Origin of the sequence: Streptosporangium sp. NPDC005286 (assembly GCF_040607515.1) — a bacterium.
In the GTDB taxonomy this organism is placed as follows: Bacteria; Actinomycetota; Actinomycetes; order Streptosporangiales; family Streptosporangiaceae; genus Streptosporangium.
On record NZ_JBEXGU010000077.1, the window covers coordinates 15,001 to 41,944 of the forward strand.

The 26,944-nt window shown below is 69.2% G+C and carries 26 protein-coding genes; 10 read left to right on the forward strand and 16 right to left on the reverse strand.

The window, feature by feature from the left end; translation table 11 throughout:
- Positions 1 to 27: 27 nt before the first annotated feature.
- From ABZU75_RS25650 to ABZU75_RS25675, 6 genes are read right to left on the reverse strand one after another with little or no spacing between them, the layout of a single operon-like run.
- Positions 28 to 1,251: a cytochrome P450 gene (locus ABZU75_RS25650; RefSeq protein ID WP_355559028.1), complete on the reverse strand. Its 1,224-nt coding sequence runs from the start codon at positions 1,249 to 1,251 to the stop codon at positions 28 to 30.
- Positions 1,248 to 2,045, reverse strand: a complete 798-nt coding sequence (locus ABZU75_RS25655) for an alpha/beta fold hydrolase (RefSeq protein WP_355559030.1) — start codon at positions 2,043 to 2,045, stop codon at positions 1,248 to 1,250. The genes ABZU75_RS25650 and ABZU75_RS25655 overlap by 4 nt, the downstream gene beginning before the upstream one ends.
- On the reverse strand, positions 2,042 to 6,592 hold the full coding sequence (locus ABZU75_RS25660) for an SDR family NAD(P)-dependent oxidoreductase (RefSeq protein ID WP_355559033.1): 4,551 nt from the start codon (positions 6,590 to 6,592) through the stop codon (positions 2,042 to 2,044). Before ABZU75_RS25660 ends, ABZU75_RS25655 begins: the two co-directional genes overlap by 4 nt.
- The gene (locus ABZU75_RS25665) at positions 6,589 to 8,499 is read right to left on the reverse strand and encodes a non-ribosomal peptide synthetase (RefSeq protein WP_355559036.1); all 1,911 of its coding nucleotides are present in this window, start codon (positions 8,497 to 8,499) and stop codon (positions 6,589 to 6,591) included. The genes ABZU75_RS25660 and ABZU75_RS25665 overlap by 4 nt, the downstream gene beginning before the upstream one ends.
- Before the next feature lie 8 nt (positions 8,500 to 8,507).
- Entirely contained in the window at positions 8,508 to 9,392 is an 885-nt protein-coding gene (locus tag ABZU75_RS25670; RefSeq protein WP_355559039.1) for an NAD(P)-binding domain-containing protein, read from the reverse strand.
- A 1-nt stretch (position 9,393) separates the two neighbouring features.
- Positions 9,394 to 10,212, reverse strand: a complete 819-nt coding sequence (locus ABZU75_RS25675; protein ID WP_355559041.1) for a methyltransferase domain-containing protein — start codon at positions 10,210 to 10,212, stop codon at positions 9,394 to 9,396.
- A gap of 472 nt (positions 10,213 to 10,684) precedes the next feature.
- On the opposite strand from ABZU75_RS25675, the gene ABZU75_RS25680 reads away from it, so the two are divergent.
- Entirely contained in the window at positions 10,685 to 11,905 is a 1,221-nt protein-coding gene (locus ABZU75_RS25680; protein WP_350915477.1) for a cytochrome P450, read from the forward strand.
- Between the two features lie 85 nt (positions 11,906 to 11,990).
- Here ABZU75_RS25680 and ABZU75_RS25685 read toward each other — a convergent pair whose 3' ends face one another.
- From ABZU75_RS25685 to ABZU75_RS25715, 7 genes are all read right to left on the reverse strand, one after another.
- Positions 11,991 to 12,533 (reverse strand): hypothetical protein, encoded by a 543-nt coding sequence (locus ABZU75_RS25685; protein WP_355559045.1) that lies wholly within the window; start codon positions 12,531 to 12,533, stop codon positions 11,991 to 11,993.
- A 175-nt stretch (positions 12,534 to 12,708) separates the two neighbouring features.
- Positions 12,709 to 13,080, reverse strand: a complete 372-nt coding sequence (locus ABZU75_RS25690) for a hypothetical protein (protein ID WP_350915481.1) — start codon at positions 13,078 to 13,080, stop codon at positions 12,709 to 12,711.
- Positions 13,081 to 13,312: 232 nt separating this feature from the next.
- Entirely contained in the window at positions 13,313 to 13,501 is a 189-nt protein-coding gene (locus ABZU75_RS25695; protein ID WP_355559094.1) for a hypothetical protein, read from the reverse strand.
- 203 nt (positions 13,502 to 13,704) lie between these two features.
- The gene (locus ABZU75_RS25700; protein ID WP_355559048.1) at positions 13,705 to 14,337 is read right to left on the reverse strand and encodes a response regulator transcription factor; all 633 of its coding nucleotides are present in this window, start codon (positions 14,335 to 14,337) and stop codon (positions 13,705 to 13,707) included.
- Entirely contained in the window at positions 14,330 to 15,577 is a 1,248-nt protein-coding gene (locus ABZU75_RS25705; protein WP_355559050.1) for a sensor histidine kinase, read from the reverse strand. Before ABZU75_RS25705 ends, ABZU75_RS25700 begins: the two co-directional genes overlap by 8 nt.
- 23 nt (positions 15,578 to 15,600) lie before the next feature.
- A complete protein-coding gene (locus tag ABZU75_RS25710; protein ID WP_355559053.1) occupies positions 15,601 to 16,341 on the reverse strand; it encodes an ABC transporter permease in 741 nt (246 codons plus the stop codon).
- A gap of 1 nt (position 16,342) precedes the next feature.
- Positions 16,343 to 17,269, reverse strand: coding sequence for an ABC transporter ATP-binding protein (locus ABZU75_RS25715; RefSeq protein ID WP_355559056.1), 927 nt, complete (start codon positions 17,267 to 17,269; stop codon positions 16,343 to 16,345).
- Positions 17,270 to 17,735: 466 nt separating this feature from the next.
- Here ABZU75_RS25715 and ABZU75_RS25720 point away from each other — a divergent pair, with 466 nt between their 5' ends.
- Positions 17,736 to 18,659, forward strand: a complete 924-nt coding sequence (locus ABZU75_RS25720) for a TIGR03620 family F420-dependent LLM class oxidoreductase (RefSeq protein ID WP_355559059.1) — start codon at positions 17,736 to 17,738, stop codon at positions 18,657 to 18,659.
- A 60-nt stretch (positions 18,660 to 18,719) separates the two neighbouring features.
- Positions 18,720 to 19,073, forward strand: coding sequence for a glutaredoxin domain-containing protein (locus tag ABZU75_RS25725; RefSeq protein ID WP_355559062.1), 354 nt, complete (start codon positions 18,720 to 18,722; stop codon positions 19,071 to 19,073).
- Here the strand turns inward: ABZU75_RS25725 and ABZU75_RS25730 are convergent.
- A complete protein-coding gene (locus tag ABZU75_RS25730; RefSeq protein ID WP_355559064.1) occupies positions 19,064 to 19,813 on the reverse strand; it encodes a DUF4184 family protein in 750 nt (249 codons plus the stop codon). The two genes, ABZU75_RS25725 and ABZU75_RS25730, sit on opposite strands and share 10 nt — an antisense overlap.
- Positions 19,814 to 19,963: 150 nt before the next feature.
- Between ABZU75_RS25730 and ABZU75_RS25735 the strand changes: the two genes are divergently transcribed.
- The 4 genes from ABZU75_RS25735 (at position 19,964) to ABZU75_RS25750 (ending at position 22,636) form a co-directional block, all read left to right on the forward strand.
- Entirely contained in the window at positions 19,964 to 20,512 is a 549-nt protein-coding gene (locus tag ABZU75_RS25735) for an RNA polymerase sigma factor (protein WP_355559067.1), read from the forward strand.
- Positions 20,509 to 21,480: a hypothetical protein gene (locus ABZU75_RS25740; RefSeq protein WP_355559070.1), complete on the forward strand. Its 972-nt coding sequence runs from the start codon at positions 20,509 to 20,511 to the stop codon at positions 21,478 to 21,480. Before ABZU75_RS25735 ends, ABZU75_RS25740 begins: the two co-directional genes overlap by 4 nt.
- A gap of 288 nt (positions 21,481 to 21,768) precedes the next feature.
- Entirely contained in the window at positions 21,769 to 22,341 is a 573-nt protein-coding gene (locus ABZU75_RS25745; RefSeq protein WP_355559073.1) for an NADAR family protein, read from the forward strand.
- 139 nt (positions 22,342 to 22,480) lie between these two features.
- Positions 22,481 to 22,636, forward strand: a complete 156-nt coding sequence (locus ABZU75_RS25750; RefSeq protein ID WP_355559076.1) for a hypothetical protein — start codon at positions 22,481 to 22,483, stop codon at positions 22,634 to 22,636.
- 350 nt (positions 22,637 to 22,986) lie between these two features.
- On the opposite strand, the gene ABZU75_RS25755 is transcribed toward ABZU75_RS25750, so the two are convergent.
- Entirely contained in the window at positions 22,987 to 23,889 is a 903-nt protein-coding gene (locus ABZU75_RS25755; RefSeq protein ID WP_355559079.1) for a phosphotransferase, read from the reverse strand.
- Positions 23,886 to 25,205: a hypothetical protein gene (locus ABZU75_RS25760; RefSeq protein WP_355559082.1), complete on the reverse strand. Its 1,320-nt coding sequence runs from the start codon at positions 25,203 to 25,205 to the stop codon at positions 23,886 to 23,888. The genes ABZU75_RS25755 and ABZU75_RS25760 overlap by 4 nt, the downstream gene beginning before the upstream one ends.
- A gap of 381 nt (positions 25,206 to 25,586) precedes the next feature.
- Between ABZU75_RS25760 and ABZU75_RS25765 the strand changes: the two genes are divergently transcribed.
- From ABZU75_RS25765 to ABZU75_RS25775, 3 genes are all read left to right on the forward strand, one after another.
- Entirely contained in the window at positions 25,587 to 25,847 is a 261-nt protein-coding gene (locus tag ABZU75_RS25765; protein WP_355559085.1) for a hypothetical protein, read from the forward strand.
- Positions 25,844 to 26,302: an ATP-binding protein gene (locus ABZU75_RS25770; RefSeq protein ID WP_355559088.1), complete on the forward strand. Its 459-nt coding sequence runs from the start codon at positions 25,844 to 25,846 to the stop codon at positions 26,300 to 26,302. The genes ABZU75_RS25765 and ABZU75_RS25770 overlap by 4 nt, the downstream gene beginning before the upstream one ends.
- Before the next feature lie 437 nt (positions 26,303 to 26,739).
- A partial coding sequence (locus ABZU75_RS25775; RefSeq protein ID WP_355559091.1) for a hypothetical protein occupies positions 26,740 to 26,944 on the forward strand: 205 nt, incomplete at its 3' end.

Sequence of the window (26,944 nt, forward strand, 5' to 3'; positions counted from 1 at the left end):
CCTCCGTACGCTGATTCGGCTCACCGGCTACCAGGACACCGGCAGTGATTCGAGGCTGTAGGCCGCGTTCATCGGGGTGAACCGGAGCTCCTCGAACGGGACGTCCAGCCGCAGGCCGGGGAAGCGGTTCAGCAGGCGGGGAACGCAGACCCGTAGTTCCAGCCTGGCCAGCTCGGCGCCCAGGCAGTAACGGGCGCCGTGCCCGAAGGCGAGATGGGGCAGCGGCTCGCGGGTGATGTCGAACCGGTCGGCGTCGAGCCCCAGGACGGCGTCACGGTTGGCCGACGGCAGGGAGCACAGGACGTACTCCCCCGCCCGGATCTCCTGGCCGCCGACCGTGACGTCCTCCTCGGCGGTGAAGACCTTGCCGAAGGAGACCACCGACAGATGGCGGAGCATCTCCTCGACCGCGCGGTCCACATCGGCCGAACCGGCGCGCAGCGCCGCGGCCTGGCCGGGGTGGCGCAGCAGGAGCAGGGCTCCCAGCCCGATCGTGCCGGCCGTCGTCGCGTACCCCGCGAGCAGCAACTGGGCGGCGATCCCGGCCAGCTCGGCGTCGGAGAGATCCGCGCCGTACGACGAGATCAGCCTGCCGACAAGGCCGTCGCCGTCGCCGGGATCGCGGCGGCACCGGGAGACGAACGCGCTCAGGTAGGTGTCCAGCTCGGCGAAGGCGACCGCCTGCTCCAGCGGCCTCGGGGTGAAGTCGAGGAGGACGTCGGCATTGCGCCGCAGCCCCTCCCGGTCGGGCTCGGGGATCCCGAGGAGTTCGAGGAAGATCCGTGCCGGGACCGGGAGCGCGAAGTCCGCGATCAGGTCGGCGCCAGGCCCGGAACGGCACATCGCCGCCATCCGCTCGTCGGCCACGGCCTCGACGCGCGGGCGCAGCGCCCGCAGCCGGCGGGCCCCGAACTCCGCGTTGAGCATCCGCCGGAGGCGCGCGTGCTCGCGGGGGGCGTACGTCGAGAAGAAGCCGGGGCGCGGCGGCGGGAACCCTCCCGGAGGCTCCGGCGGCGGGATCGGGCCGTCGACCGCCGCCCTGGAGCTGAATCGCCACTGGTCCGCGACCACGCGGCGGGCGTCGGCGTAGCGGGTGACCATCCACGCGCTCGCCCCGGTCGAGAGGGTGACCCGGACCACCGGCTCCTCGGCCCGCAACCGGGCGAACTCCTCGGCCGGGTCGAGGGGGCAGACGCTGGAGCGGCGGACGAAGAGCGGCACCGGCGGGCCGTCGTCGATCACGGCGGTCACGCGTGCGGGGAGGGGGAGAGCGGGTCGTCGCGGTGCCGCACACCGATGTCGCCGAGGCGGGTCACGATGTCGGTGACGAGTGCCGCCTCCGCGTCCACCGGATAGAAGTGGTCCCCGGGGAAGGTCAGCAGCTCGAACCCCGCGGACGCGACGCGGTTCCAGGCGCGCATCTCGTCGTGGCTCACGCGCCGGTCGTCCGCCCCCAGGTAGGCGGTGATCGGAGCGGCGATCCTCGGGGTGGCGGCGGGCCGGTAGGCGTGCAGCAGGTCGTGGTCCGCCCGCAACGCGATCATCGCCAGGTCCATCAGCTCGGGGAAGCGCAGCAGCGCCGGATCCGCGGCCGCGGCCTGCTCGGCGAGTTGCTCGTCACCGATGGGAATCCGCCGCGCGTCGCTCGCGCACAGGTGCGGCGCCGCGTGCGCGGACACCAGCAGCGACGCCGGGGAGATCCCGTGCTCCCCGGCGAGCCTGACTGCGACCTCGTACGCGACCACGGCGCCCATGCTGTGCCCGAACAGGACGAGCGGGCGGTCGGCCATGGGGAGGAGCACCTGGCAGACATGGTCGACGAGGGGCTCCATCCGGTCGATCGGCCGCTCGTTGATGCGGTTCTGCCTGCCCGGGTAGCACACGGCGGACAGCTCGATGTCCTCGGGCAGGTGGTCCTGCCATCCCCGGTAGAAACTCGGCGACCCCCCGGCGTGGGGAAAGCAGACCAGGCGCAGCCGAGGCTCGGCGAGCACCTGCCGCCGGCGCAGCCACATGCACTGATCCGCCGGGATCGTCTCGGTCATGAAAGATCACTCCTTTCGAGAACCGGGCGCGGACCGCCCGCCCCGGTCTCTCCCTCGCCGTCCGCCCACGTCACGGCGAGTGCCTTCGCCAGGCCCTCGATCGTCGGAGCGACGAACAGTGCCTTGACCGGAAGCTGAACCCCGAATCGCTCCTTGCAGCGCTGGACCACCTGCAGCGCGCTCAGCGAGTGCCCGCCCAGGAGGAAGAAGTCGTCGCGCCTCCCGATCGTGTCGACGCCGAGCACGTCCTGCCAGACGGCCAGCAGCTCCAGCTCGCGAGGACTCCACTCGTCGGTGCCACCGGCGGGTGGCGCGGCGGGGTGGCGCGGGCGAGGAGGTCGTGACCGGGCGGCGGGCACGGCGGGGCGCCGCGCGGCCTGCCCCGCGCTCCCCGGCGGCTGGGCGGAGACGACCACCTGTCCCAGGGGAAGGGCCGCCAGGCACCTCTCGAAGGCCTCGACTCCCTCCTCGGGGCTCAACCCGCCGCTCAGCCCCTCACCGGTGAGCTCACGGTGGCGCCGTTCCATGTCACGGGCCATTCCCACCCCGTTCCAGCGGTCCCAGTTGATCGACAGCACCGGCAGGCCGTCACGCCGCGCGCAGAGGGCGAACGTGTCGAGGAAGGCGTTGGCCGCCCCGTAGCAGGTGAGCCCGGGAACCCCGGAGAACGAGGCCAGCGAGGAGAACAGCGCGACGAAGTCGGGAAGCGCGCCGACCTCCCGCAGGACGGAGACCAGGGTGGAGGTCCCCTCGGTCTTGGCCCGCAACGCGGTGGCGACGTCGTCCTCGGTCAGGAACTCCGCCATGCCGCCCCCCGGCACACCGGCGGCGTGGATCACTCCGTGGATCTCGCCGAACCGCGACCGCGTCTCGTCGAGAACCTCCCCGAGGCGCCGGGCGTCGGCGACGTCCGCGCCGCGTACCAGGACCTCGTCTCCCCGGCCCGCGAGGAGAGCCGTCACCGCCTCGCCCTCCCGGCTTCCGGGCCCGTGCGGCGGGAACTCCCCGGATGCTCCGCGCCCGATCAGGACGAGCCGTGCCGAGTACGTGTCCGCGAGGTGCCCGGCCAGCCGCAGCCCGATCCCGCTCGTCCCCCCGGTGATCACGTAGGTTCCGCCCCGGCGTATCCGGGGGCCCGTTCCCGGTGTCACCCGCAGCGGCTCGAAGTGGCGCAGCCAGCGGTGTCCTGCCCGCAGGCCGATCGGGTCCTCGCCCGGATCCCCGCCCGGATCCTCGCGGGAAGGGCGGCAGAGCTCGGCGAGGAGCTCCGTGGCCCGGGTTCCGTGCTCCTTTCCGTCACCGGGATCCAGGTCCACGAGCCGGATGCGCGCGTCGGCCAGCTCGTGGCGGAGCGGCCCCGCGGCTCCGATCGTGAGGGCCGCGCGCGGGTCGAGCCGCTCGCCTCCGGTGATCTCCAGGGCACCCCTGGTGACCAGGGAGAGATCGGCCCGCGGCCGGCCGCTCAGGGCACGGGCCAGGCCGACGACGTGGCCCAGCGGCGGGCAGGTCCGCGAGAGCGGCGGCGATCCCCAGAGGCAGACGATCCGCAGCGGTCCGGCCGCGTCGGCCTCCACCGTCTTCAGGAGCCTTTCGTAGTCCTCCCCGCACCCGGGGTCGATCGTGATCCGGTCCGGGGCCGCGCGCTGGAACGCGCGTCCCGGGGTGACGACGACCGTGGTGGCCCCGTACTCCGCCAGCTTCACGATGATCGCCTCGGCGAGGGGCGAGGAGTCGGAGAGCAGGATCCAGCGGTGCTCCCGCACCGCCGTCCCCGGATCCGCCGGCACCTCCACGGCCCGTTTCCAGGTGACCCCGTACAGGCCCTCGGGTGAGCGTTCCGCACCGGAGAGGGCGGCGGGCTCTGTGGCGCGCACCGGGTCCGGCGGGCGGGTGACGGTGGGCGCGAAGGGATAGGGCACCGCGGGCAGCCGGAGCCGCCGTTCCGGCCAGCGCGAGGGCAGGTCGACCTCGACGCCCGCCTCCCACAACCGGCCCAGCGCGCGGAGCAGGACCTCCCTGTCGGCCCGCTCCTCCATCGGGTGGCGGGTGACGTTGACGACCACGGAGTCCGTGCTCGCCCGTACCCGGACCGGCGTGCTCAGCGTCGTGCCGGGACCCACCTCGACGAGGATCTTCGGCCCGTCGGCCAGGACGTGGTCGAGTGCGGCGTCGAACCTGACCGTCGCCCGCAGATGGGTCACCCAGTACTCAGGGTCGGCGAAGTCGGCGTCGTCGGTCCCCGTCACAGCTGAGATCAGGCGCATCGAGGGGGCACGCAGCGCGATCCCGGCGAGGAAGCCGCGAAACTCCCCGAGTACGGGGTCGACCAGGGCCGAATGCGCGGCGGTGCCGAGCGGCAGGAGGCGGCCGGTGATCCCGCGCCGGTCCAGCAGCTCCCTGACCTCGGCGATGTAGGCGGCGGGGCCGGCGAGCACGCAGGACGCCGGGCCGTTGACCACCGACAGGCACACTCCCTCTCCGAGGAAGGGCTCGACCTCCCGCTCGGAGGCCGGAACCGCCAGCATCGCCCCGTCGTGCAGCGAGGCCAGCAGCTCGCCGCGTTTGGACACGACGGCGAGGGCGTCGCGCAGCGACATGACGCCCGCGACGCAGGCCGCCGCGTACTCACCGAGGCTGTGCCCCATCAGCAGGGAGGGGATCACCCCTTGGGACATGAGGAGCCGGGCGAGCGCGATCTCCATGACGAACACGGCGGGCAGCTCCAGGGAGGGGTCGCTCTCCCCGTCCGGGACGGCGACCGGCATCGCGCCGGGCCCGTCCGCCCACAGGGCACCCAACCGCCCGGCGGCGGAGCGGTCCGGCAGCAGGTCCAGGCACTCGTCCACGGCCGCGCGGAAGACCGGCTCCTCGTGGTAGAGCTCGCGCCCCATCCCGGGATACCGCGTTCCGCCACCGGGGAACATGAACACCACGTCGGCGTTGCCCGCACGGACGGCGGAGGCGGTTCCGCCGGCCGCGCGCCCGCGCAGCTCCGCCATGGCGTGGGAGCGGTCGCGGAAGACTCCGGCATGGCGGAAGGGGAGATGGCGGCGGCCGACCGCGAGGGTACGGGCGAGGTCGGCGAACTCGGGATCGGAGACGTCACCGAGGGCGTCCGCGCAGGCTCCGGCCATCTCGGCGAGGGCCGTCTCGTCACGCGCGGACAGCGCGACGAGCTGCCACGGAGGGGCCGGGGCGGTGGGCGGGCGCGGCGGCGGCTCCTCAAGGATCACGTGGGCGTTGGTGCCACCGATACCGAAGGAGCTGACGGCCGCCCGGCGGGGGACATCCGTGAGCGGCCAGTCCTCCTCCGCCGCCGCGAGACGGAACGGGCTCGTCTCGAAGTCGATCTCAGGGTTGGGGTGCGGTGAGACGACGGGGCTGGGCGGGATCCGGCCGTGCTGGACCATCAGCGCGGCCTTGATGAAACCGGCCACTCCGGCTGCCGCGTCGGTGTGCCCGATGTTCGATTTCACCGAGCCCAGCCGGCAGTATCCACGCCCGGTCGCCCCCGCCGCCCGGTAGGCCCGGGTCAGCGCGGTGACCTCCACCGCGTCTCCGAGCGCCGTGGCCGTTCCGTGGGCCTCGACGTAGGCGACGGTGTCCGGGTCGACACCGGAGACCGCGAGCGCGGCCTCCACCGCGGCCTGCTGGCCGCGGACGCCGGGTGCCGCGTAGCTGAGCTTGTCCGAACCGTCGTTGGTGACCGCGCTTCCGGTGACCACCGCGTAGACGCGGTCGCCGTCGGCCAGGGCGTCCCCGAGCCTGCGCAGCACCACGATCCCGAGGCCGTCCGCGGGGACGAACCCCGACGCGTCCCGGTCGAAGGACCGGACATGGCCGTCGGCGGACCAGACGCCGCCCTCCTGGTGCAGGTAGCCCTGCCTGCGCAGCGGCGTCCAGGAGACCCCGCCGGCCAGGGCCATGTCACAGTCGTGGGTGATGAGCGCCCGGCAGGCGAGGTGGATCGCGACGAGCGAGGTGGAGCAGGCGGCCTGCACGGTGATGCTCGGCCCGGTCAGGCCGAGCTTGTAGGAGGCCCGGGTGGAGAGGAAGTCCTTGTCGTCGGCGGCCGCCAGGAGGTCCGCGGAGGTGCCGAGAAAGGCCCCGCGGTCCCTGTCCCGGTGCGTGCCGAGGGTCTGCCCCGCGTAGACGCCGATGGTGCCGGGGAAGTGGTCGGGCGCGTGGCCGGTGTCGTCCAGGGCGTGCCAGGCGGCTTCGAGGAACATGCGTTGCTGCGGGTCCATGAGGGCCGCCTCGCGCGCCGAGTAGCCGAAGAAGGAGGCGTCGAACCGGTCGGCGTCCCAGAGGATGCCACCGGCGGGAACGAGCTCGGGATCGGCGAGGCGCGCCTCGCTCGCCCCGCCCTCCCGCAGCTCGTCCGGGGTGAGCTCGGAGATGCCCCGGCGGCCCTCGGCGATGAGGCGCCAGTATTCGGCGACGTCGCGCGCGCCGGGAAAGCGGCAGGCGATGCCGACGACCGCGATGTCGGCGCCCGAGACGCCGACACCCGCGATGTCGGCGCCGTCCGCGTTCGTCGGTTTCAACTCTGTCGTCCTTTCCAGCGGCGTTCCTCCAGTGACCGGCTTCCGGCGAGCAGGTTCCTCCTGCTCGCCGCGGCCGTCGCGAGGTCTCGCCCGGACCGGTCACGATCCCCGGCGCGCGTGTCGAGAAGTGCCGCGAGCGACCGCACGTCGGGGGCCGCGATGAGGTCGGCGACGGGGAGCAGGACCCCCCGGCGTTCGTGGATGTCGGCCTGGAGGGTGATGAGGTCGACCGAGGTCCCGCCCAGCTCGAAGAAGTTCTCCTCCGCGCCGACCTCGTCGAGTCCCAGGAGCAGCCCCACCATCTCGGCCACCTCCCGCTCTCCCGGGCGCGAGGACACCGCGTGGCCGTGCCGCGGCCGGCCGCCCGCCGGGCTCGGCAGCGCCGCGCGGTCGACCTTGCCGTGGGAGGTCAGCGGGAGCCGGTCCAGCGTCACGAAGAGCGACGGGATCATGTACGGGGGGAGCTGACCGGCGAGCAGCTCGCGCAACTCGCCGGCGGGAACCCCCGGCCCCCGCGAGAGCTGCGCGTACGCGGTGAGCCTGGCGGTTCCGGTCTCCTCACCGGTGGTGGTCACCGCCGCTCCGGTGACGCGCGGGTGGCGCATCAGGGCCGCCTCGACCTCGCCGGGTTCGATCCGGTATCCCCGGACGTTGAGCTGCTCGTCGATCCGCCCCACGAAGTCGATCTCTCCCCCGGGCAGCCGCCGGGCGAGGTCGCCGGTACGGTACAGGCGCGCGCCCGGGCGCCTCGCGAACCTGTCGGGGACGAACCTCTCGCGGGTCAGGTCGGGCCGCTTCAGGTATCCCCGCGCCACACCGCGCCCTCCGACGCACAGTTCGCCGGTCTCCCCCTCCGCGACCGGGTCACCCGCCGCGTCGAGGATGTGGACCTCGACCCCGGCCAGCGGGCGTCCGACGGACGGCCTGCCCGCCCCCGGCCGGCAGCGCCCCGCCGTCGCGGACACGGTGGCCTCCGTCGGACCGTAGGCGTTGAACAGGCGCACCCTGGACGCCCACCGCTCCACCAGGAACTCCGGCAGCGCCTCGCCGCCCGAGGTGAGGGTGGTGACCGGTACCGGGACGTCCTCGGGCAGGGTGGCCAGCAGCGACGGAGCGCCGGACAGGTGGGTGATGTCCAGCTCGCACAGGACGCGGCTCAGCTCGCGGCCGTACAGCGGCACCCCGGCCCCGGGGACGCACAGGGTCGCGCCGTTGAGCAGGCTCATCGCGAACTCCCAGACCCAGGCGTCGAACGTGACCGGCGCGAACTGCAGGACGCGGGCCCCTTCGAGGTCGCCGAAGAGCAGCCGCAGCCCCTCCGCCAGGTTGGTCACGCCGCCGTGGTCCACCAGCACGCCCTTGGGGGTACCGGTCGATCCGGAGGTGTAGAGCACGTAGGCGAGACTGTCGGCCCGGGTCGCCGGTGCGGCGCTTCCCTTCGCCGATCCCGTGGCGGGATCCGGCCTTCCGAGGTCCGGCCGTACCGAGCGCAGGCCGTGTCCCGGCAGCAGTTCCTCCGGGTCCCGGTCGGCGACGACGATCCGGGCGCCCGTGTCGGACAGCACCAGTTCGTTCCGTCCCACCGGGTGCGACGGCGGCAGGGGCACGTAGGCGCCACCGGCCTTCCAGATGGCCAGGACCGCAGCGGGCAGCAGGAAGGAACGCTCCATCAGCACCCCCACCGTGTCGCCCGCCCGCACCCCCGCCGCCACGAGCTCACCGGCCAGGACCGTGGCGTGCTCGCGCAGCTCCGCGTACGTCATCCGCCCGCCCGGGTGGACGAGAGCATCACGCTCGGGCGCGACCTCAGCCCATCTCTCGAAGAGATGGTCGGCACCCACCTCTGCCCACCCCTCGCAGAGGCGGCCGGCACCGGCCGCGCCGCCGACCGGTTCAAACCCGTGCATGCTTCCCCTCAGCGGTTATGGACGGCCGCTCGGCGGCTGCGGAACTGTTCGGTGAGCACCGCCACGTGCTCGCGCCGGTAGCCCTGGTCCATCGCCCTCTGCACGCGCTCACGCATCACACCCAGGTAGGACTGGTCGATCCCGGCCCGCTCCGCGATGCCGGTCAGGTTGTCGAGGACGTCCAGGTGCGAGGTCAGCGGAGCCTGCTCGAAGGTGTAGTCACGGCGCGCGATGAGACCGAGACCGACGCCGATCGTGTTCTGGAAACCGGGGTCGTAGAGCGGCACGGATTCGGCGAAGTCGTTGAGGGGGACGCCGAGGCTCTCCGCGATGGCCGAGCATTCCAGGAAGCCGTTGACGAACGCGTAGTAGAAGGCGCTGGACACGACGTGGTAGGCCTTCGCGTAACCGGGATCGGAGCCCAGACGCACCTGCTTGCCGGAGAGCGCCTCGGTCACGCCCGCCAGTTCCTTGAAGTCCTCGGCCGCCCCGCCGTAGACGGTGAAGCAGTCCTCGGTGCCGATGGCGTCCGGGTAGTTGAGGATCGCCGCCTCCAGGTATCTGCCTCCCGCGGCCTCGACCCGTGCTCGCAGCGGGGTGACGTCGTCGGGGACGCCGCTGGCGTTCTGCACGACGAGCCTGCCGGAGAGATCGGCCGCGGCCCCGTCCAGGACCCGGTGGGTGATCTCGTAGTTGAGCAGGCAGAACAGCACGATCGGGGAGTCCTCGATCGCGGCGGCCGCTTTCTCGTGGATGTGGACGTTCCTTCCCGCGAGCCTCTCCGACCGTTCGGGCGTGCGGTTCCAGACCGAGACCTCAAGGCCGGAGTCGGCGCAGGCCCGCACCACCGCGGAACCGATCACGCCGGTTCCGATGACTGTCATGTCCGCCATGTCAGTGCTCCATCCTGTTGAAGGTCATGACCACTCCACCGACCTCGGTGGCGTCCGCCCAGGCTGCGAAGGTGTCCAGCAGCCGCTCGGTGCCGGCCCTGCTCTCAAGCCGCTCCCGGAGCGCCCATACGAGCCGGGGGAAGGAACCGCGCACGTTCTCCGTGATGTCGACGAGTTCGGTGATCGCCATCCCCGCCTCCCGCGCCGCCGACAGGTGGTCCTCTGGCGCGTCGAGCGACACGGCGTTCAGCATGGCCAGATAGGGGCCGATGCGCCCGCGAATCTCCTCCGTCATCGGAACCCGCAGGTAGGGCGTCTCGACCACCAGGCGCCCCTGCGGGCGCAGGACCCTGGCGATGTTCCGGTAGAGATCGGCGATGTCGAAGTGCGGGGTGACCTCGAAGGCCAGCACCGCGTCGAACGAGGCGGTGGCGAACGGCAGGTCCAGCGCGTCGACGCGCCGGAAGTCCACCATCTCCGCCATCCCGTGCGCCGCGGCGTGCTCCGCCCCGTTGCGCAGTGCCTGCCGGTCGATGTCGATCGCGACGACCCGTGCCCCGAATGTCCGGGCCAGGCGCACCGCCGGTCGGCCATTGCCGCAGCCCACGTCCAGCACCTGCGAGCCGGGGCCCACGTCCAGCCGGGCCAGCACGAAGTCGGTCATCCGCTCCGTGGCCTCGGAGATTGTGGTGTCGTCGTCGGGCCCCGCCCAGAAGCCGTAGTGCCGGTCGGGTCCCGCCGTCTCGCCCACCAGTGCGGCGAGCTCGTTGTAGGTTGACTCGATCTCCGAGGGAGCCGTTCTGACGTTTCCCGCGTCCACCCGGAGTTCGGAGTCCTCACCATCCAGACCAGAAATGAGAAACCTCCCGAACCGGCACCAATAACCTCAAATTGCCGATCGAATTAATTCCCCGGCCGAGCGAAACAGTAGCAGCGGGGGCCGACACAGTCGACGACCTCGAATATCGGTTTCCCACCCATTCGGGTCAACACTTCCACGAACGTCGGTACCGGTACACCACCCTTTCGCCATAAAACCATTTGTCGACAAAGGGCACCGAAAATCGGATCTGTCTTTCTTGGTTTTGCCTTTCCCGCTTCACGGGTAATCCCGCTACGGAAGCCGGACCGCCTCCGCGGATGGTGAACCAAACGACTGTCGGCACCATTGCCCACAAAACGGATAACCGACTCAGGCTGATGGGCGTCAACGGCGATGCCGAGGTCCGGCGCGGTGGCCGATTCCGGACTTGAACCCAAGCCAGCGAACCGAGTCATTCACCGGAGAGACCGTGGACATCATTCCCGAGCCCGTCGACTACCCTTTCGGTAAGCCCATCCGTCTCGACGTCGACTCCGAATACACGCGGTGCCGCGAGCGGCCGGGGCTGACCAGGGTCCGCCCGCCCTACGGTGACGACGCCTGGCTGGTGACCCGCTACCACGACATGCGTTCGGTGCTGCGCGACCGCCGTTTCGTCCGGACGCCCCCCACCGGCGGCGACGAGGCGCGCCTCACCGTCCTGCCGCTCCAGGACAGCATCCTCAACACCGACCCGCCGCAGCAGACCCGGCTGCGCCGGGTGCTGGCGAGCGGGCTCAGATTCAACACCGAGCGGATCCACCTGCTCCGATCGATCGCCGAGCAGCGTTCCCTTACGCTCATGGCCGGGTTCGCCGACACGCCTCCCCCGTACGATCTGGTCGGCGACTACATCAAGCCACTGGTCGTGGAGGTGCTGTGTCCGCTGATCGGGATCCCCAAGCAGGACCTCGCGATCTTCCTTAACTGGTTCGAGGGGTTCGCCAGCACCACACTGGCCGCCGACGTCGTGGAGGCCAGGGTCGAGGAGATCTCCCGCTACACCGACCGGCTCATCGCCGCCCGGCGCGCGGAGCCAAGGGACGACCTCGTCAGCGTCCTCGCCCACGCCCTGGACGAGGAGGGTCCCGACGGCGCTCCCGCCGAGGACGGGGGGCTCGCCGAGGCGGAGATCAAGGAACTGGTCAACGACATCCTGCTGGCGATCGACAACGTCTCGACACAGCTGACGAACGCCTTCTATCTCCTGCTCACCTCACCCGGGAAGCTGGCGGAGCTGCGCGCGGATCCCGGGCTCATCCCGGCGGCCGTCGACGAACTCATACGCTACGCACCGTTCCCCTCGCACGTCACCTTCGCCCGTTACGCCACCGAGGACGTGGAGGTGGGTGGAACGCTGGTGCGCGCGGGAGAGCAGGTGCTACCCGCCCTCCCCTCGGGCAACCACGATCCGTCGGTGTTCGCCAACCCCGGCGAGCTCGACTTCCACCGCGGTTCCAACCCGCACCTGTCCTTCGGGTACGGAACGCACCACTGCATGGGGGCGCCCCTGGTGCGCATGCTGATAGGGGTCGCGATCTCCTCGCTGTCGGAGTGCCCGCCGATGCGCCTCGCCGTCTCGGACGACGAGCTGCCATGGCGCTCGGATCTGCTGATCCGCCGCGTGGAGACACTGCCCGTCACCCGGTGACGCCGCGCCCGGCACTCGCCGGAGAAGGACCGCGTGAAAAAGGTGGCGGTCGCCGACCGCACGACCGCCACCCCCTTCATCCTGGCTATTTCACCTGACCGAAGACCTGGCCGGTACGTGAGGTGAGCTCGCCGACGAAGAAGTCGCGGCAGGCCCTGAAGTATTCCTCGCTGCTGATCTGGCCGTCGCGGTTGGTGTCGATATTGCCCGACGCCTTCTCCGCCTCGCTGCTGGACAGCCCCCAGGCCTGCAGCAGCTTCGCGTACTCGGATGGGGACAGGAGTCCGTCGTCGTCGATGTCGGCCGCCGCGAACTCGGCATCGGTCACCGGGCGAAGGAGCTTCTCGGCGTTCTCCTTCTTGGCGTTGTTCTCCATGTAGGAGCGGAACTCCTCCTTGGAGATCTCCTCGTTCCTGTCGGCGTCCATGGCCTCGGCCATGGCCACCCAGGCCCGGTCGTACGCCTCCGTGAGGCGGCGTCCCTTGGCGGATCCCTTCTCGTAGCCGAAGTGCTTGAGGGTCCTGTCCGCCAGAGCCTGCAGGTCGCTGTGCTGGATCCTGCCGTCGCCGTTGACGTCGACCAGCTTGAACCAGTGGTCCGATTTGCGGGCAATAGCGCCTATAGCCATTATTTGCTCCATTCGTATGACGGCCTACTTCTGTGGCCGAAATACCCGTAGCGGAGCAACAAAAAAACCAAAGAACGAGAAATTCTGACAGCTTTCAGGAAAAGCCCAGCCGGACTATTCACGAAAAATCAGAGATATTCACACTCGAACGAGAGCCGTTGGGGAGGAACCGGCGTCACCGGTAGCGGAAGCCGTCGAGGAACCGGCGGAAGACACCGCCCACCCGGGGCAGGGGCTCGGCCGGCGGCGGTGCCACCGCGCGCTGCCTGGCGATGGGCTGATCGTAGTCGGTCCGCGCGATGGCGTCGACGATCTGGGCCTCGTCGAAGTCCTCGGACCCCTCGATCACCGGCACGAAACCGACCAGCATCCCGTTCCGCATCACCAGTGCTTCGAGCCCCGCCGTACCGTCGGTGTCCCAGTCCGCCTCACGCCCACCGGGCAGCAGGACCCGGACCCCGAACTGGTAGCCGCCTCTCGCCAGCTGAGCGTTGATGCCACGGTCACGCAACGCGTCGACCACCCGCCTGGCCCGATTCTCATCCACCCCTCCCACCGTAACCGGACCCGGCCATCCGTGAGCACCCGCGCGGGACCCGGCCGGATGGCCCGGCACGCAGATCGGTCCAGTGATGAACCGTGAGGATCGCCGGTCCGACGTCGAACGACTTGTCCGGCAAGGGCGCGGGCCCGGCGGTTCGAGGGATGCCGCGGGTGGCCCCTCAGCGGCTCCGCAACGGCTGTTTCGAGCTTCTCCACCCTCCGTCCGGAGCCGATGCCTACAGCCTGTCCACCCTGCGCAGGAATCCGCGCACGTCCAGGAAGTCGGCGAGCGACCGGCGGTGCTCCTCACAGGCCGTCCAGATCTTCTCTCGCTCGGGCGGGTGAATCTTCGGGTTGTTCCAGATCACGGCGTACACCGCCGCCTCCTGGCAACCCTTCGCCGAGCAGATCATCGGCTCGCTCATCCGCGACACAGCGCTGCCCACGAGATCCCGTACCCGTCCTTGGCCCAGCCCACAGCGAGAGCGCTCAGCCGGAGCGTCGACTCATCCATGCGTTCAGCCTGTCATGCCACTGTGACTCCGGGGAGGGCGGTACTCGGATCACCCGGCCACGCCCCGGAGAACACCATGTGCGCGTGCACGACGGCCCGGAAAGGAGCGATCGGTCAGCCGAGGATGCCGCGTTCGTACGCGACCGCGACGGCCGCGGCCCGGTCCTTGACCCCCAGCTTGCCGTAGATATGGGTGAGATGGGTCTTGACGGTCGCCTCGCTGATGAACAGCACGGCGGCGATCTCGCGATTCGACGTGCCCTTGGCGACGAGTACGAGCACCTCACGCTCCCTGGCGCTGAGCGTTTCGTTGCCCGGCGCCCTCATCCGCGAGACCAGGCGCGAGGCCACCGCGGGTGACAGCACCGTCCGGCCCTCGGCCGCCGCTCGTACGGCGGTGAAGAGCTCGTCGCGCGGCGCGTCCTTGAGCAGGTAGCCGGTGGCACCGGCCTCGATCGCCGGCAGGGTGTCGGAGTCGGTGTCATAGGTGGTGAGGACGAGCACCCTGCTACGCAGCCCGCGGCGGGTCAGCTCGGCGATCGCCTCGACTCCGCCGCCGCCGGGCATCCGCAGGTCCATCAGGACCACGTCGGGGTCGAGGCGGGCGGTGAGCGCGACCGCTTCGGCTCCGTCGGAGGCCTCGCCGAGAACCTCGAAGTCAGCGGACGCGGCGAACATGCCGTGCAGCCCGTCGCGTACCACGGGATGGTCGTCGACGATCAGCAGGGTGATGATCCGCTCAGCCATGGCTCAGCAACGGTACGCGAGCCGAGACGGCTGTGCCGTGTCCCGGCTCGGACTCGATCTCGACCGTTCCCGCGATGCGTTCGGCGCGGGCGCGCATGCCGCCGAGGCCGAAGCCGCGTGCGGTTTCGCGCCGGGGCAGCGCGTGCGGGTCGAAGCCGCAGCCGTTGTCGCGGACATCCAGGCTCACCTCGTCCTCCATGTACGAAAGGGTGACGCCGACCCGCGTGGCACGGGCGTGCCGACCGGCGTTGGCGAGTGTCTCCTGGGCGATGCGGAGCACGGTGGCCTCGATCTCACCGTGCAGCGCCTCGACGGTACCGGTGACGGTGAACTCGGCCCGCACGCCCGTCGAGACGGACCACGTCTCGACGATGTTCTTCAGCGCCTCGGGCAGCGTGTCGTGCTCCAGCGCTCCGGGGCCGAGGTCCTGGACCGAGCGGCGGGCCTCTCCCAGGCTGTGGCGGGCGAGGGCCGCGGCGCGCTCGACGTGGTCGCCGGCGACCGCGGGGTCGGCGCTGTCGGCGGCCGCCTGGAGCTGGGTGACGATACCGGCCAGGCCCTGTGCGATGGTGTCGTGGATCTCGGCGGCCAGGCGCCTGCGTTCGTCGTTGACACCTGCCTCGCGGGCTTGGACGAGGAGTTGGGCCTGCAGCCCCGCGTTCTCCCTCATTGCCTGCTCAAGACGGGTGTTGGCACCCTCCAGCTCCGCGATGGTGGCGGCCCTCGCCCTGGCGTGCCCGGCCTCCTTGACCCCGATGCTGCCGAAGACGAGGGTGAGCGAGGCGTTGAGCGCGAAGAGCGCGCCGAAGGCGACCCACTGCGTTCCGTCGGCGGGCGGCATACCGCCGGACTGCGAACCGGCCATGGTCACGGCGGTGGCGAGCAGTCCGGCGTACATCTGGCGGCGTGGCAGCAGCCGCTCGGCGTCGAAGTAGCCGATCACCACGTAGATGGCGAAGAACGGGTTCAGCCAGGTGAGCACGGAGCCGAGCGCGAGGCGTGCGACGTAGTAGACCCGGCCCACCATGTCGTACTCGGACAGGCCGGGACCGGTGCCGCTCCACCACAGCTGCAGGGCCAGCGCGGCCACGGCGAGTGCCAAGGCCGCGTGCCTCTCGTCACGGGTCATCAGCATGTCGCCCGAGGCGATCGAGACCAGGCTGGCGAGACCGAGCAGAGCGTACGGCCCCCAGCGGAAGAACTGGTTCCCCCACTTCTCGGCAGTCGTGTCGCCCGCCATCCGCGCGGCCCTCCTTATCTGCGCTACTCCCAACGGAACCAGCGTGACGCGGCACCGAGCAGGATCACAGTCCACAGTGCCGTGACACCGAGGTGCGACCAACCGGGCCAGTCACCCGCCGCCGCCTGGTTCAGCGCCTGCGAGGCCGCCCCGAACGGGGTGAACTCGACGATGCGCCGCAGGATATCCGGCATCGCCTGGACCGGAAACCAGACGCCCGCGGTGAACATGGCCGGGAAGAAGACCGCCGAGCCGAGGGCGGCGGAGATCTTCGTGGTGCGGGAGAACGCGGCGATCGTCGCTCCCATCGCGAGCGCGCCGAGCGTGGTGAGGACCAGTGCCAGCGCGTAACCGAAGAGCTGCCCGGGGAGCGCCACGTCGAAGGCGAGGCGGCCCACGGCCATCGCGACGACCGCCGCGCACAGGGCGGCCGCGCCGTGCAGCACGATCTGCACCCCCAGCAGCGAGACGGGCCGCACCGGGGTGGTCGACATGCGACGCAGGATGCCACGCTCCCGGTAGCCGGTGAGGACGGGCGGCATGGCCTGCAGCCCGGCCATGATCATGGCGAGGAGCACGACCACGGGGACGTACAGATCGATGACCCGCAGGCCGCCGAGCTCCGGGTCGGCCTCCCGGAAGGACGGGATCAGGCCGAGGATCGTCAGCAGCAGGGTCGGGAAGACGACTATCCAGAACAGGCTGCCGAGCTCGCGGCCGAAGAGCCTGGTCTCGGACTTCAGCACGGCGGTGGATGCGGACATGTCAGTCCTCCTGTTCCGTGAGGTCTGTCGTGAGGTCTGTCGTGAGGTCGAGGAACGCGTCGTCCAGCGTGGCGTCGGCGACGCGCAGTTGCCGGGCGGTGATCTGATGCCGGGCGAGCAGTGAGATCACCGCGTTGACCGTCTCGTCGGTCCCGTTGATGACCAGCCGGTCGCCCTTCCGCTCCACCGAGGTGGCCGCGGGCAGCATGGCCAGTTCACCGTCGTCCAGCGGCCGCGAGGGCGTGAACGAGATGACCGTCGAGTTCGCGGTGCGGCCGATGAGTCCCGCCGGGGTGTCCAGGGCGGCGACCCTGCCCGCATTGATCACGGCGACGCGGTCGCACAACTGCTGGGCCTCCTCCATGAAGTGGGTGACCAGCAGGACGGTCACCCCTCCGTCCCGGACCTCCTGGATGAGCTTCCAGGTGTCGCGGCGAGCGCGCGGGTCCAGGCCCGTGGTGAGCTCGTCGAGCACGACGACCCTGGGGTTGCCGATGAGGGCCAGGGCGATGAACAGCCGCTGCTTCTGACCGCCCGAGAGCTTGCCGAAGCGGGTGGCCAGCCGGTCGGTGAGACCGAGCCGGTCGGCGAGCGAGCGCCAGTCGGCCGGTCTCGGGTAGAAGGCGCTGTAGAGCTCCAGCGCCTCTCGCACGGTGAGTTTCGCCTGCAGCTCACTCTCCTGCAACTGCGCGCCGAGAAACCGGGTCACCTGTGCGTGCTCGGAGACCGGGTCGAGACCGGCGACCCGGACCGTGCCGGCGTCGGGCACCCGCAGTCCCTCGACGCATTCCACGGTCGTCGTCTTGCCCGCGCCGTTCGGGCCGAGGATCCCGAAGATCTCCCCCTCCTGCACAGCGAAGGACACCCCGTCCACGGCGGGTCTGCCCCCGTACGCCTTGCGCAGCCCGCTGACTTCGATGATCGTCATACCTTGAGAATCCCGGTGGGCGACGGTCCGACACATCGCCCATCACGCTCGAAATCACCTCAACCGATCGGTTGACACTCGGGTACGACCTCTCATCCGCCGAAGGTCGATGGCCAGAGGTGTCCACTCCGTGCCCGCGCCGCACGACTCGACCGCGTTCTCACCGACATGAGCGACGTGCGGGGGTTCCGCCGGCGTCGCCTGGCCCTCGCGACGTGAGCGGGGAAATCGTGCGAGACCGCGCACCACTCCGGCATGGAGATCGCCGAGAGGACGGTTTTCCCTGCTCATGGCAGGTCGGCAGCCGATTCCCCGACCCGCGACCGGGTACAGAACCTGCTGCGCCCCGGTGACGGAGGCCGGGCCGCCGAGCCAGGCGGCCTGGAGCTCTCCGCTCCGCGGCACCCGGCGAACGTGGGGATCCTCCGCCGATCTTGGCAGGGGATCGGAAAGAAGGTACGCGAAGATGGCCGAACGTACGGTGCCGCCTCCGGTGGATCTGCCCGCGCTCAAGCGGCGCCTCGGCAGCACAGGTGTGTGGCTGGGGTCGATCTCAGCGGTGCCCGCGGCCGAGGCGCGGCGCGCGGCCACCACGATCGAGCGGCTCGGCTACTCCACGCTGTGGTTCGGTGAGACCCCGAACAGCAAGGAAGCCCTGGCCAACGCCGCGGTCCTGCTGTGCACCACCGAGCGCCTGATCCTGGCCACCGGCATCGCCAACATCTACGGACGAGACGCGACCGCCGCCGCCAACGGGGCCAGAACCCTGGCCGACGCGTGGCCGGAGCGCTTCGTCCTGGGCCTGGGCGTGAGCCACGCCCCGCTGGTCACGAGTCGCGGGCACGACTACAGCAGACCGGTGTCCGCCATGCGCGCCTACCTGGACGCCATGGACGCCACCGTCTTCAGCGCGCCCCTGACGGAGGAGGCACCGAGGTTGCTGGCCGCGCTGCGCCCGAAGATGCTGGAGCTGGCCGCGACCCGTGCCCAGGGAGCGCATCCCTACTTCGTCACCCCCGAACACACCGCCCAGGCCAGAAGGATCCTCGGCCCCGACCCCGTCCTCGCACCCGAGCAGGCGGTGGTGGTCGACACCGACCCCGAGCGCGCCCGTGCCACCGCGCGCCACTACATGGCCCTGTACCTGGCCCTGCCCAACTATCTGAACAACCTGCGTGACCTGGGCTTCTCCGACGCGGACTTCGAGGAAGGCGGCAGCGACGCGCTCGTCGACGCGATCGTGCCCACGGGGGACGCGGAGACCGTCGCCGAACGTGTCCGCGCCCACCACACGGCCGGCGCCGACCACGTCGCCGTGCAACCCCTTGCCCGGACACTCGATCAGCAACTGGAACAGCTGCGACTACTGGCTCCCCTGCTCATCGGCTGAGCACTACCCGTCCGCGGGAGGTGAGGGTGCCCGGGTGGGCGGACTTGCGATACTTGTCCCATGTCCCCCACAACCTTCATCCTCATCATCGCGTTCGTGGTGCTGGTCATCACGAACCTGCCTCGCCGAGGCCGGGCCACGTCGTACCAGGACGCCGACCACCGGGGCGTGGTCGTCTACTGGCGGCCCGGTTGCACGTACTGCATGAGGCTGCGTACGCGCCTGCGTTTCACGCGGCTGCGCTACAGCGAGGTCAACATCTGGGGAGATCCCGAGGCGGCGGCGTTCGTCCGCTCGGTCGCGGACGGGAACGAGACGGTACCAACCGTGACCGTGGCCGGAAAGGCGATGGTGAACCCGTCGAAGAGCCAGGTGCTCGAAGCGGTCAGGACGCACCTGGACCCTCAGACCTGACCCCACTGTTTGGAGCGCACTACCGACCACACGTGCCACGCGGCCGTGTAACCGGCCATCACCGCGCCGAACCCACCGATCCCGCCCAGAATCACACAGCGCACCAGGTCGTACAGGCTCACCGCGGCACGGTCGCCGCTCCCCAGCACGGCCGCGCCGAGGACGGCGGCGCCCACGCCGACGGCCAGGACCCACCCGCGCACCCGTCCCGTCACGCCGGGCCATCGTCCCGGCCGTACGGCGGCGCGCCGGTACCACAGCGCGAACCAACCGGCCAGGACCAGGAGCCCGCCCAGCGAGCTGACGTACATCACCACGTTGAACACCCGGTGCGCTCCGACGACCGAGACGCGCATCGCCGGCCAGTGCACCACGGCGAAGCCGCCCACCTGGGTGAACCCGTCCCACACCAGGTGCGTGGCGATACCGGTCAGCAGCGCGGCCGGCACCGCGATCCCGATCCCGGAGGGCGCCCGATCAGGTAGCCGATCACGTAACCCTTGCGGGGCCAGCGCCGTCAACGGCGCGCGGAGCAGCAGGTGGAACACGACGAGCACCGCGACTCCCACCGGCAGGGCCACCAGCAACCCGCCCGGCCAGCCGTGGGTGGTGTTCGAGGAGAAGGGCAACGGCAGGTAGTACGGCAGATCGGGCACCATCGCACCTACCGCCAATGCCGAGGGGGGCAGCCGGCGCCGCAGCGGCAGGATCGCAACGGTATGGCTCAGTGTGAAAGGCATGCCCCATTGTCGACGTCGGCGACGGTGAGCCACGGCAGGAAGACACGCCGAAGATTTCCGGAATCCGCGCGAAATGATGGGGCCGCCCGCGCCATGTAGGGAGTGTCCACTTTTCGTACCCGCGAAGGAGACCTGCCTTGGGAAGCGCCCGTGGATGACGACTGGCTGGCCAGGTTCGAGGCCGTCTACCGAGAGACATACCACCAGATCACGGCCTACGCCGTACGCCGCTGTGACTCGCCGCAGGACGCGGCCGACGTCGTGGCGGAGACCTTCACCATCGCCTGGCGCCGGGTGAGCGAGCTGCCACCGGGACCGGAGGCCAGGCTCTGGCTGTACGGCGTGGCGCGCAAGGTGCTGGCCGGCCACCGCAGGAGCGCGGCCCGGCACCGGCAGCGCAGCGTCGAGCTCGACACCGAGATGGCCGACCTCTACGGGAGTTCACCCGACAGCGGCGTCGAGCTGAGCGTGATCGCCCAGGTGTTCGGGAGCCTGTCCGATGACGACCGTGAGCTCCTCTCGCTGGTCGCCTGGGAGGGGCTGGGACGCGAGGAGATCGCCACGATGCTGGGTCTGTCACGCAACGCCGTACGCATCAGGCTGCACCGTGCCCGCAGGCGTTTCTCCCGCGCGCTCGACGAAGCCGGTGTCCGGTCCACCACGGAAAGCCGGATGGTTCCGGCGGGGAGGTCGCTGTGAGGAACGCCGATGAGATCAGTGAGCTGCTGAGGCCGCTGTCCCGGATCGAACCCGGGCAGCCGGACGGCCACGCGTCCGGTGCGGGGGCACGGGCGCTGCTGACCTCGATCACGATCCTGGAGCCGGGACGTGCCCGTCGCCCCGGTCTCCTCCCGCGCGGCCCCCGCCGTCTCGCGCCGATCCTGGCCGCCGCGGTCGTGCTCGCGACAGGCATCGTCGTGGGGCCGAGCCTGCTGGAGGACGGGGGTGGCGCGGCTACCTCCTACGCCAACTCCGCGGTGGAGATCCACCGGGAAGGTGACCAGTACGTCGCCCGCATCAAGGATCCGTTCGCCGACTACGACAGGTACACCGAGGCGTTCCACGCGGTCGGCCTGAACGTCGATCTGCGCCCGGTGCCCGTCTCGCCGGGCGCGGTGGGAAAGACCCTGGGGATGGTCATCACCGGCAAGGACTCTCTCGCCCCCGACCCGCAGGGCACACCAGACCCTTCCGGCCCCCGATTCGGGGGTGTCGCCCTCTCGGTGGAGACGGCGCCCGGGGGATGCCATCCGGGACGGAGCAGCCACTGCGTCATGGTGATGCGGATCCCCGCAGGTTTCGCCGGCGGGGTGAATGTCAGGCTGGGGCGCCAGGCGAAGCCGGGAGAGGAGTATGCGAATTTCGACGCGGCCCTGACCCCGGGTGAGATGTTCGCCGGGGTCCGGCTGAGAGACGGCCGCTCCGTGCACGACATGCTGGCCGAGGCGCGCAAGCGCGAGCTGACCGCGGTGTTCAGCCTCATTCGGACGGATGAGGAGACGGGCGGCCTGTCCTTCGAGCCGCTACCCGCGGACCGGGTCGGACGCGGCTGGATCGTCTGGCACGCGTGGCAGGTGAAGGCCGGCGTGATCCGGTTGCTCGTCACCCCCGAACGCCTGCCCGAGAACCCGTTCCACAACGGAAGCGCACCACCGCCCGCCTCCTGATCACGCAGGCGGAGATCATGACTGTTCCTCCGGGGGCAAGGGTGTCCGCTGATCATGATGCCACCCGAGGCGACGGGCTTCAAAACCCCACCGCGTGATGTCGTTGCCGACCGGCGACCTGACCGGAGCAGACGACCGGCCACCGCGCGACATCACGCGAAGATCATCAGCAGTCCCGCTTCGGCCGTGTTTCCCGGACTTATGAGAAGTCATCAGAGCCATCTCGCCGTCACGGCCAGAACGATTACCCACTGGCCGGACGGCGACAGACCATGACACGGTGTACCGGTGTCCGATCTCAGCAGACTTCCCCGCTCGGTCGCCGAGGCCATCGCCGCCGAACGGGACGGTGAGCGATTGCGTTACCTGTTCTTCTGGGGCCACCGGCCGGCGCGCGGCGGCGGGGTCGGCGCCGGATGCCTCAGCCAGTGGTGGGAGATCGGCTTCACCTCGGAAGGGCACCTCTTCCGGTCCGCCGAGCACTACATGATGGCGCACAAGGCGTGGCTGTTCGGCGACGACGAGACCGCCACGCGAGTCCTCGCCGCCGAGTACCCCGGTGAGGCGAAGAAACTCGGCCGCGAGGTCCGCGGCTTCGACGAGGCGATCTGGAACGAGCACCGCTACGGGATCGTGGTACGTGGCAACATCGCCAAATTCGGCGAGCACCCCGAGCTGAAGGACTTCCTGCTCGGCACCCGGGCCCGCGTGCTGGTCGAGGCCAGCCCCGTCGACCGGATCTGGGGCATCGGCCTGGCCGCCGACGACGAACGCGCCACCTCCGCCACCACCTGGCGAGGCCTGAACCTGCTCGGCTTCGCCCTCATGGACACCCGCGACGCCCTGGACACCGAGTCGTGAGACAGGACTCGCGGACGCGAGGGCCGGGAGCGGGGATGGCACCGCCGGATCGCAAGGCCGACGGGCGGGTTCGAGACACTCACTCCTCGTACAGCGGCCGGATCTCGACACCGCCCTCCATGCTGGGGGCGGTTCGCCGATGGCGATCGCCTGGTCCAGGTCCCTCGCCTCGGCCGGGAAGATCCCGGCGAACACCTCCTTGCTCTCGATGAACGGCCCATCCGTCACCATGCCGCCCTTCCGGATCGTCGTCGCCATGCCGACTATCAAGCTGGGGCACATCTTTGCAGCCTGATCGTTATAGATATCCGCAGGTCAAGGGGCTTGAAGCTCAGCCACACCACTACCTCCACATACTCCCCCTAGCCTGATCATCCCGTCTGCCTCGACCCACCCGAAGGGCAGCGGTCCGGGGACGGAGGATCAAGCCCGTCTTCGCGTGTCCCTTTGCCGGTCGCCGTTCCTCGATCATCGGATGCCAATGGTCATAGACGGGCTTGATCCGTAGGAGGCGGGCTGCTGGGCTCTGCCTGGGGCGTGGCGGACGGGATGATCAGGCCCCTACCTCAGCCACTCCACCTCCCACAGCTCCCACGCTGGCGATCATCCCGGAGCTGAGTGCCCCCGCCGGAGGCGCTTTTCCAGTCAGCTCAGAGGTCGCCAGTGTTTCCAAGGGCGAGGGCCACTTTCACCGCGAATCGCGGCTAGTCGAGCAATTGCCTCACTGCGTATCGTTGCGTCTTCCATGCCGATCTGGGCCGCCATAGTGACCATGCGAAGTTCGCGGATATCACGCAGAATCGGAAAACCTGCCCAGCTCATAACATCATGGCCATAGGTTTCGACAAACGCGGTGTACTCGTCTTTGGAGATCCCGCCAAGGGTGCCGTACTTGATTGCAGTGGATACCAGATCCCATTCCGGCGGTCCGAAGGCAGTGCGCTCAAAGTCAGCTAGGATCACGCGACCGTTGCTGGCGAGTAACACGTTGCCGACCCAGGCGTCTCCATGCACCACGCAGCTATGTAACCCTGGCGGCAACTCGGCATACCTGCTCTTAAGGTCTGACAAGTGCTTGCGCAGCCACTTACGGTCTTCGGGCGTGAACATGTGAGCATGATCGATTCGTTCCGCGAGCCGCACAAACGGAGCCAGCGGGGGAAGCTCGAAATGTACCGGAGGAGTCAGACGGTGCAACACTCGTAGTGCGGTGGCGACATTCAAAGAGGTGCCGTACTCATGTGCTGGTAACTCCCGCCAGAACGTCACGGCCCTGCCGTCCGCCTCAACGGGCTGATCCAGACTAGGGATGACCTGTACGGCAGGCATCCCGGAAGCTTCCAGCCAACGGGCTATATGAACCTCTTTTGCGGCGGCTTGAATTTGGCCGACCCGGCTGACCCGCGCGACGATTCTATGTGGTAACCGGTAGATGGCGTTTTCGCTGAGACGGATGGGCTCCGCACTGGATGCGTCGATTCCGACCTTTTGGCAGGCGATGTGTAGAGCCTTGAGTGCCTCATCCCCTGGAGTGCTCACCTGGGTCATGAGCCGGAAACCAGGTCAGTGATGTAGTGCCGTAGTTCTGACACTTCGGTTATGCGCTCGTGGGGGGCGGCGAACTTGTGGAGTTCACGCAAATCATCGGCTGCTCTGCGGGAGCGTACGGTGCCCGCGTCTCGTAGCGCCCGCATGCCGATTACGGTGGCTTGTTCGGTGTCGCCTACTGCCATGGTCAGTGATGCGAGCTTGGTTCCGCTGATTGCCCGAGACCGCACATAGGTGTCACTGTGACCGGCTATGGCGGCGGAGAGCCGATTAGATGCCTCGCTGACGAACTGACCGTGTATGGCGAGGTCAAACAGCGCATGCCCGGTGTCTCCGGCGTGCTGGGCAGTATCGTAGTAACGCATCCATGGCGCTTCTTCGTCGGCCCTTAGTCGGCTGAACTCTTGGTCCGCCATGCCAATTGTGCTGAGCGTTTCTTGCGTGCGCCTTAGCTTGGCCAATGCTCGGGCACGGGCGGCTAGCAACATCGCCCGTTCTGCGGGGGTGAGTCGGTCGGCGCGGACCAATGCAAGCTCAACCAGGGTTAGGCCAGTGTCTGGGTCGCCACACCAAATCGCTTGCCGGGCCATGCTCGATAGCACTTTTGCCCGTAGATGCCAATCCCCGGACTTCTCCGCGCATACCAAAGCCAGACGAAACATCCGCTTGGCATCCTCGTGAGCGTAGGCGTCGAATGCCATAAATGCTGACGCATGCCCTAGAAATCCAACCGCTGAGTAGAGGTCGGATTGCAGGCGCGCCGGGCAACGGACTCCCAAGAGTTCAACCGAGTAGCGGAGTTGGCTGTTCACGGCCTCACGGGCTAGTCCACCACCATAGGTATGGTCCCAAGTGGAAAATACCTGTGCAATGTTCCGCACGGCCTTGATGTCGGCAGCACTGATAACGGCTGGTATTCGGGTCGGTTCGCTTGGCGTTGCCAGTTCGACAAATGAATGGCTGGCCACTGCGGCGGCGGCCCCGAAAGCCGTACGGAGAAACTCTTTACGATCCACGTCCGTCACCGTAGTAACCACTGGCACGCGATGCGGCCGACGAAAGCCAAGATCACCGTCTGTCTTCACGCCCAGTACGGCACGCAGTCCTTTACGATAATCGTCGTTGGGCCAACGTAGGACGCCACGCTCCATCTTGCCGACGTAGTTCGCGCTAAGGCATGCCTTGCGCTTCAGGTGCTCGTAAATCCAGGCGTTGACCATATCGGCAAGCTCTTGCCGCGACAGGACTTCCCCGGCGACATTCGGGGACTCTATACGCTCTCGTGCTTGGCGTAGCTGGGCGTTCGGCTCGGTCATGACCAGCCTCCTCTCCGGCGCACTCCTCAAGCATGACCAGGGAAAGCGCGTTGGGCAAATCCCGAATCTGCCCCCAATCTGCCTCTTGACAGGCTCGCTTTCTGGCCTTCCAACTCACCCTTGCTACATGCAGAGTGGGTTTGGCCGTTCACACAAAGAGAAATCCTACCTGTCCCCCTCGTTCATCCCCATCTGTGCAGTTTGGCGGGCGATGACGAGAGAGGGCCGCAAAAGGCGGGACCCGTAGGCGCTGACACGCCGTACGGGTCCCTTGACCGCACGCTGGAGGTGCGATCCATGGATCATCCTAGAGCCGAGCGCTCTAGTGAAGCGACGACAGGGGAGCGGGACAAAGCGTCCGCTGTCGTACAGCGACCAGTCGTGAAAGATCCGCTGGAGGACCGGTTCATCCATCTTGTCCGGCTGGCCTGGGATCTCCGTTATCTGGGTGTGGCGACGAGGGTGGAACTCCCCGTGACCTCGGAGCCGTGTGTGGTGGTGGGTGAGGCGGGGTCGGTGCGGGTGACCACCCTGTTCCAGCACGGAGTGTGGGTCTTCACCTGGGGGCGGGGTCGTACTCAGCGGGTCGATGCGTTCAACGAGGACGCGGCGCGGTGCATTCTCAAGGCGGCGGCGAGGTGAGCCGGGAACAGATCTACAGCGCGGTAGAGGCGATGTTCCAGCGCTGGGATGGGCTGTGTGTCCTGGGCACTCGCAATTTCCGTGGTGAGGTGCAGTCGGCGGGGCAGGCTCGTAAGTGGGTGGTGGATCTGCTGAGTCCGCATTGCTTCTCGGGTGAGGTCCTGGAGACGGCGAGGCTGTTGGTCAGCGAGGTCGTGACGAACAGCATCCTGCACAGTGATTCGGGCATTGACCCTGAGGGGCTGGTCACGGTCGCTGTGGGACTGGGTAGGGACGTGATCCACATCGAGGTGATCGATGAGGGATCGTCGGTCAATGTTCCGGCGATGCGGCCAGCGGGTGAGGACAGTCTCAGCGGGCGGGGTCTGGACTGGGTCCATCGCCTGTCCAGCGGTTGGGGCTCTGATCATGACCCGGAGATAGGTCGCGCGGTCTGGTTCCGGCTCGCCTTCTGACTCTTTGAGCTGGTGTGGCGGTGCGTCATCCCCACGTGAATACGCCGTCGCACCGGGCCGGGGAGGTCTCCTGAGTTTTGAGGGCGCTCGTGGAGACCTCCCCGCTGTCCGCCAGAGGTGAGCCCCATGGGTGGTGTGAGGTGCGGGGGAATCCGTGTTCGCCCGTATCTCCCATCACGAATGGCGCTGCCCCAGGGACGGGGTGCCGGATGGAGTACGGGGAGGGGCGATCGAACAGCGATCGCCCCTCCTATTTTTGTGTCGGCAGGCGATAAAGATCATTTCCATGAGTCCGCGGCGCCTTTTCAAGATCACGGAGCGGAGCGGGCCGGCGCCAATGCAAAGCACCCCGAAGGGGCCGCGTAGCGGTTGGGGCCTGCCAGTCGGAGCGGCCTAGCGCAGGGTGTTAGCCATCACGGGATCGGTACGTCTTCTGGATGACGTACTACGCGGGTGTACGTCATTTCGTCGTCTGGGGCCTGGGTGGCTGCGCGTTGACGGTCGGCGGGTGCGGTTGGCTGCGGCGGGTGGGCTGGTGCGGCGGGCGGCGGGGTCTGCCCGTCCCCGGTGGGCGGGCGCGGGGCGGGACCGGCCTCCAGGCCGCATGCCCGGCCTCGATGTCCGCGCGGCGGGGGCGGGCAC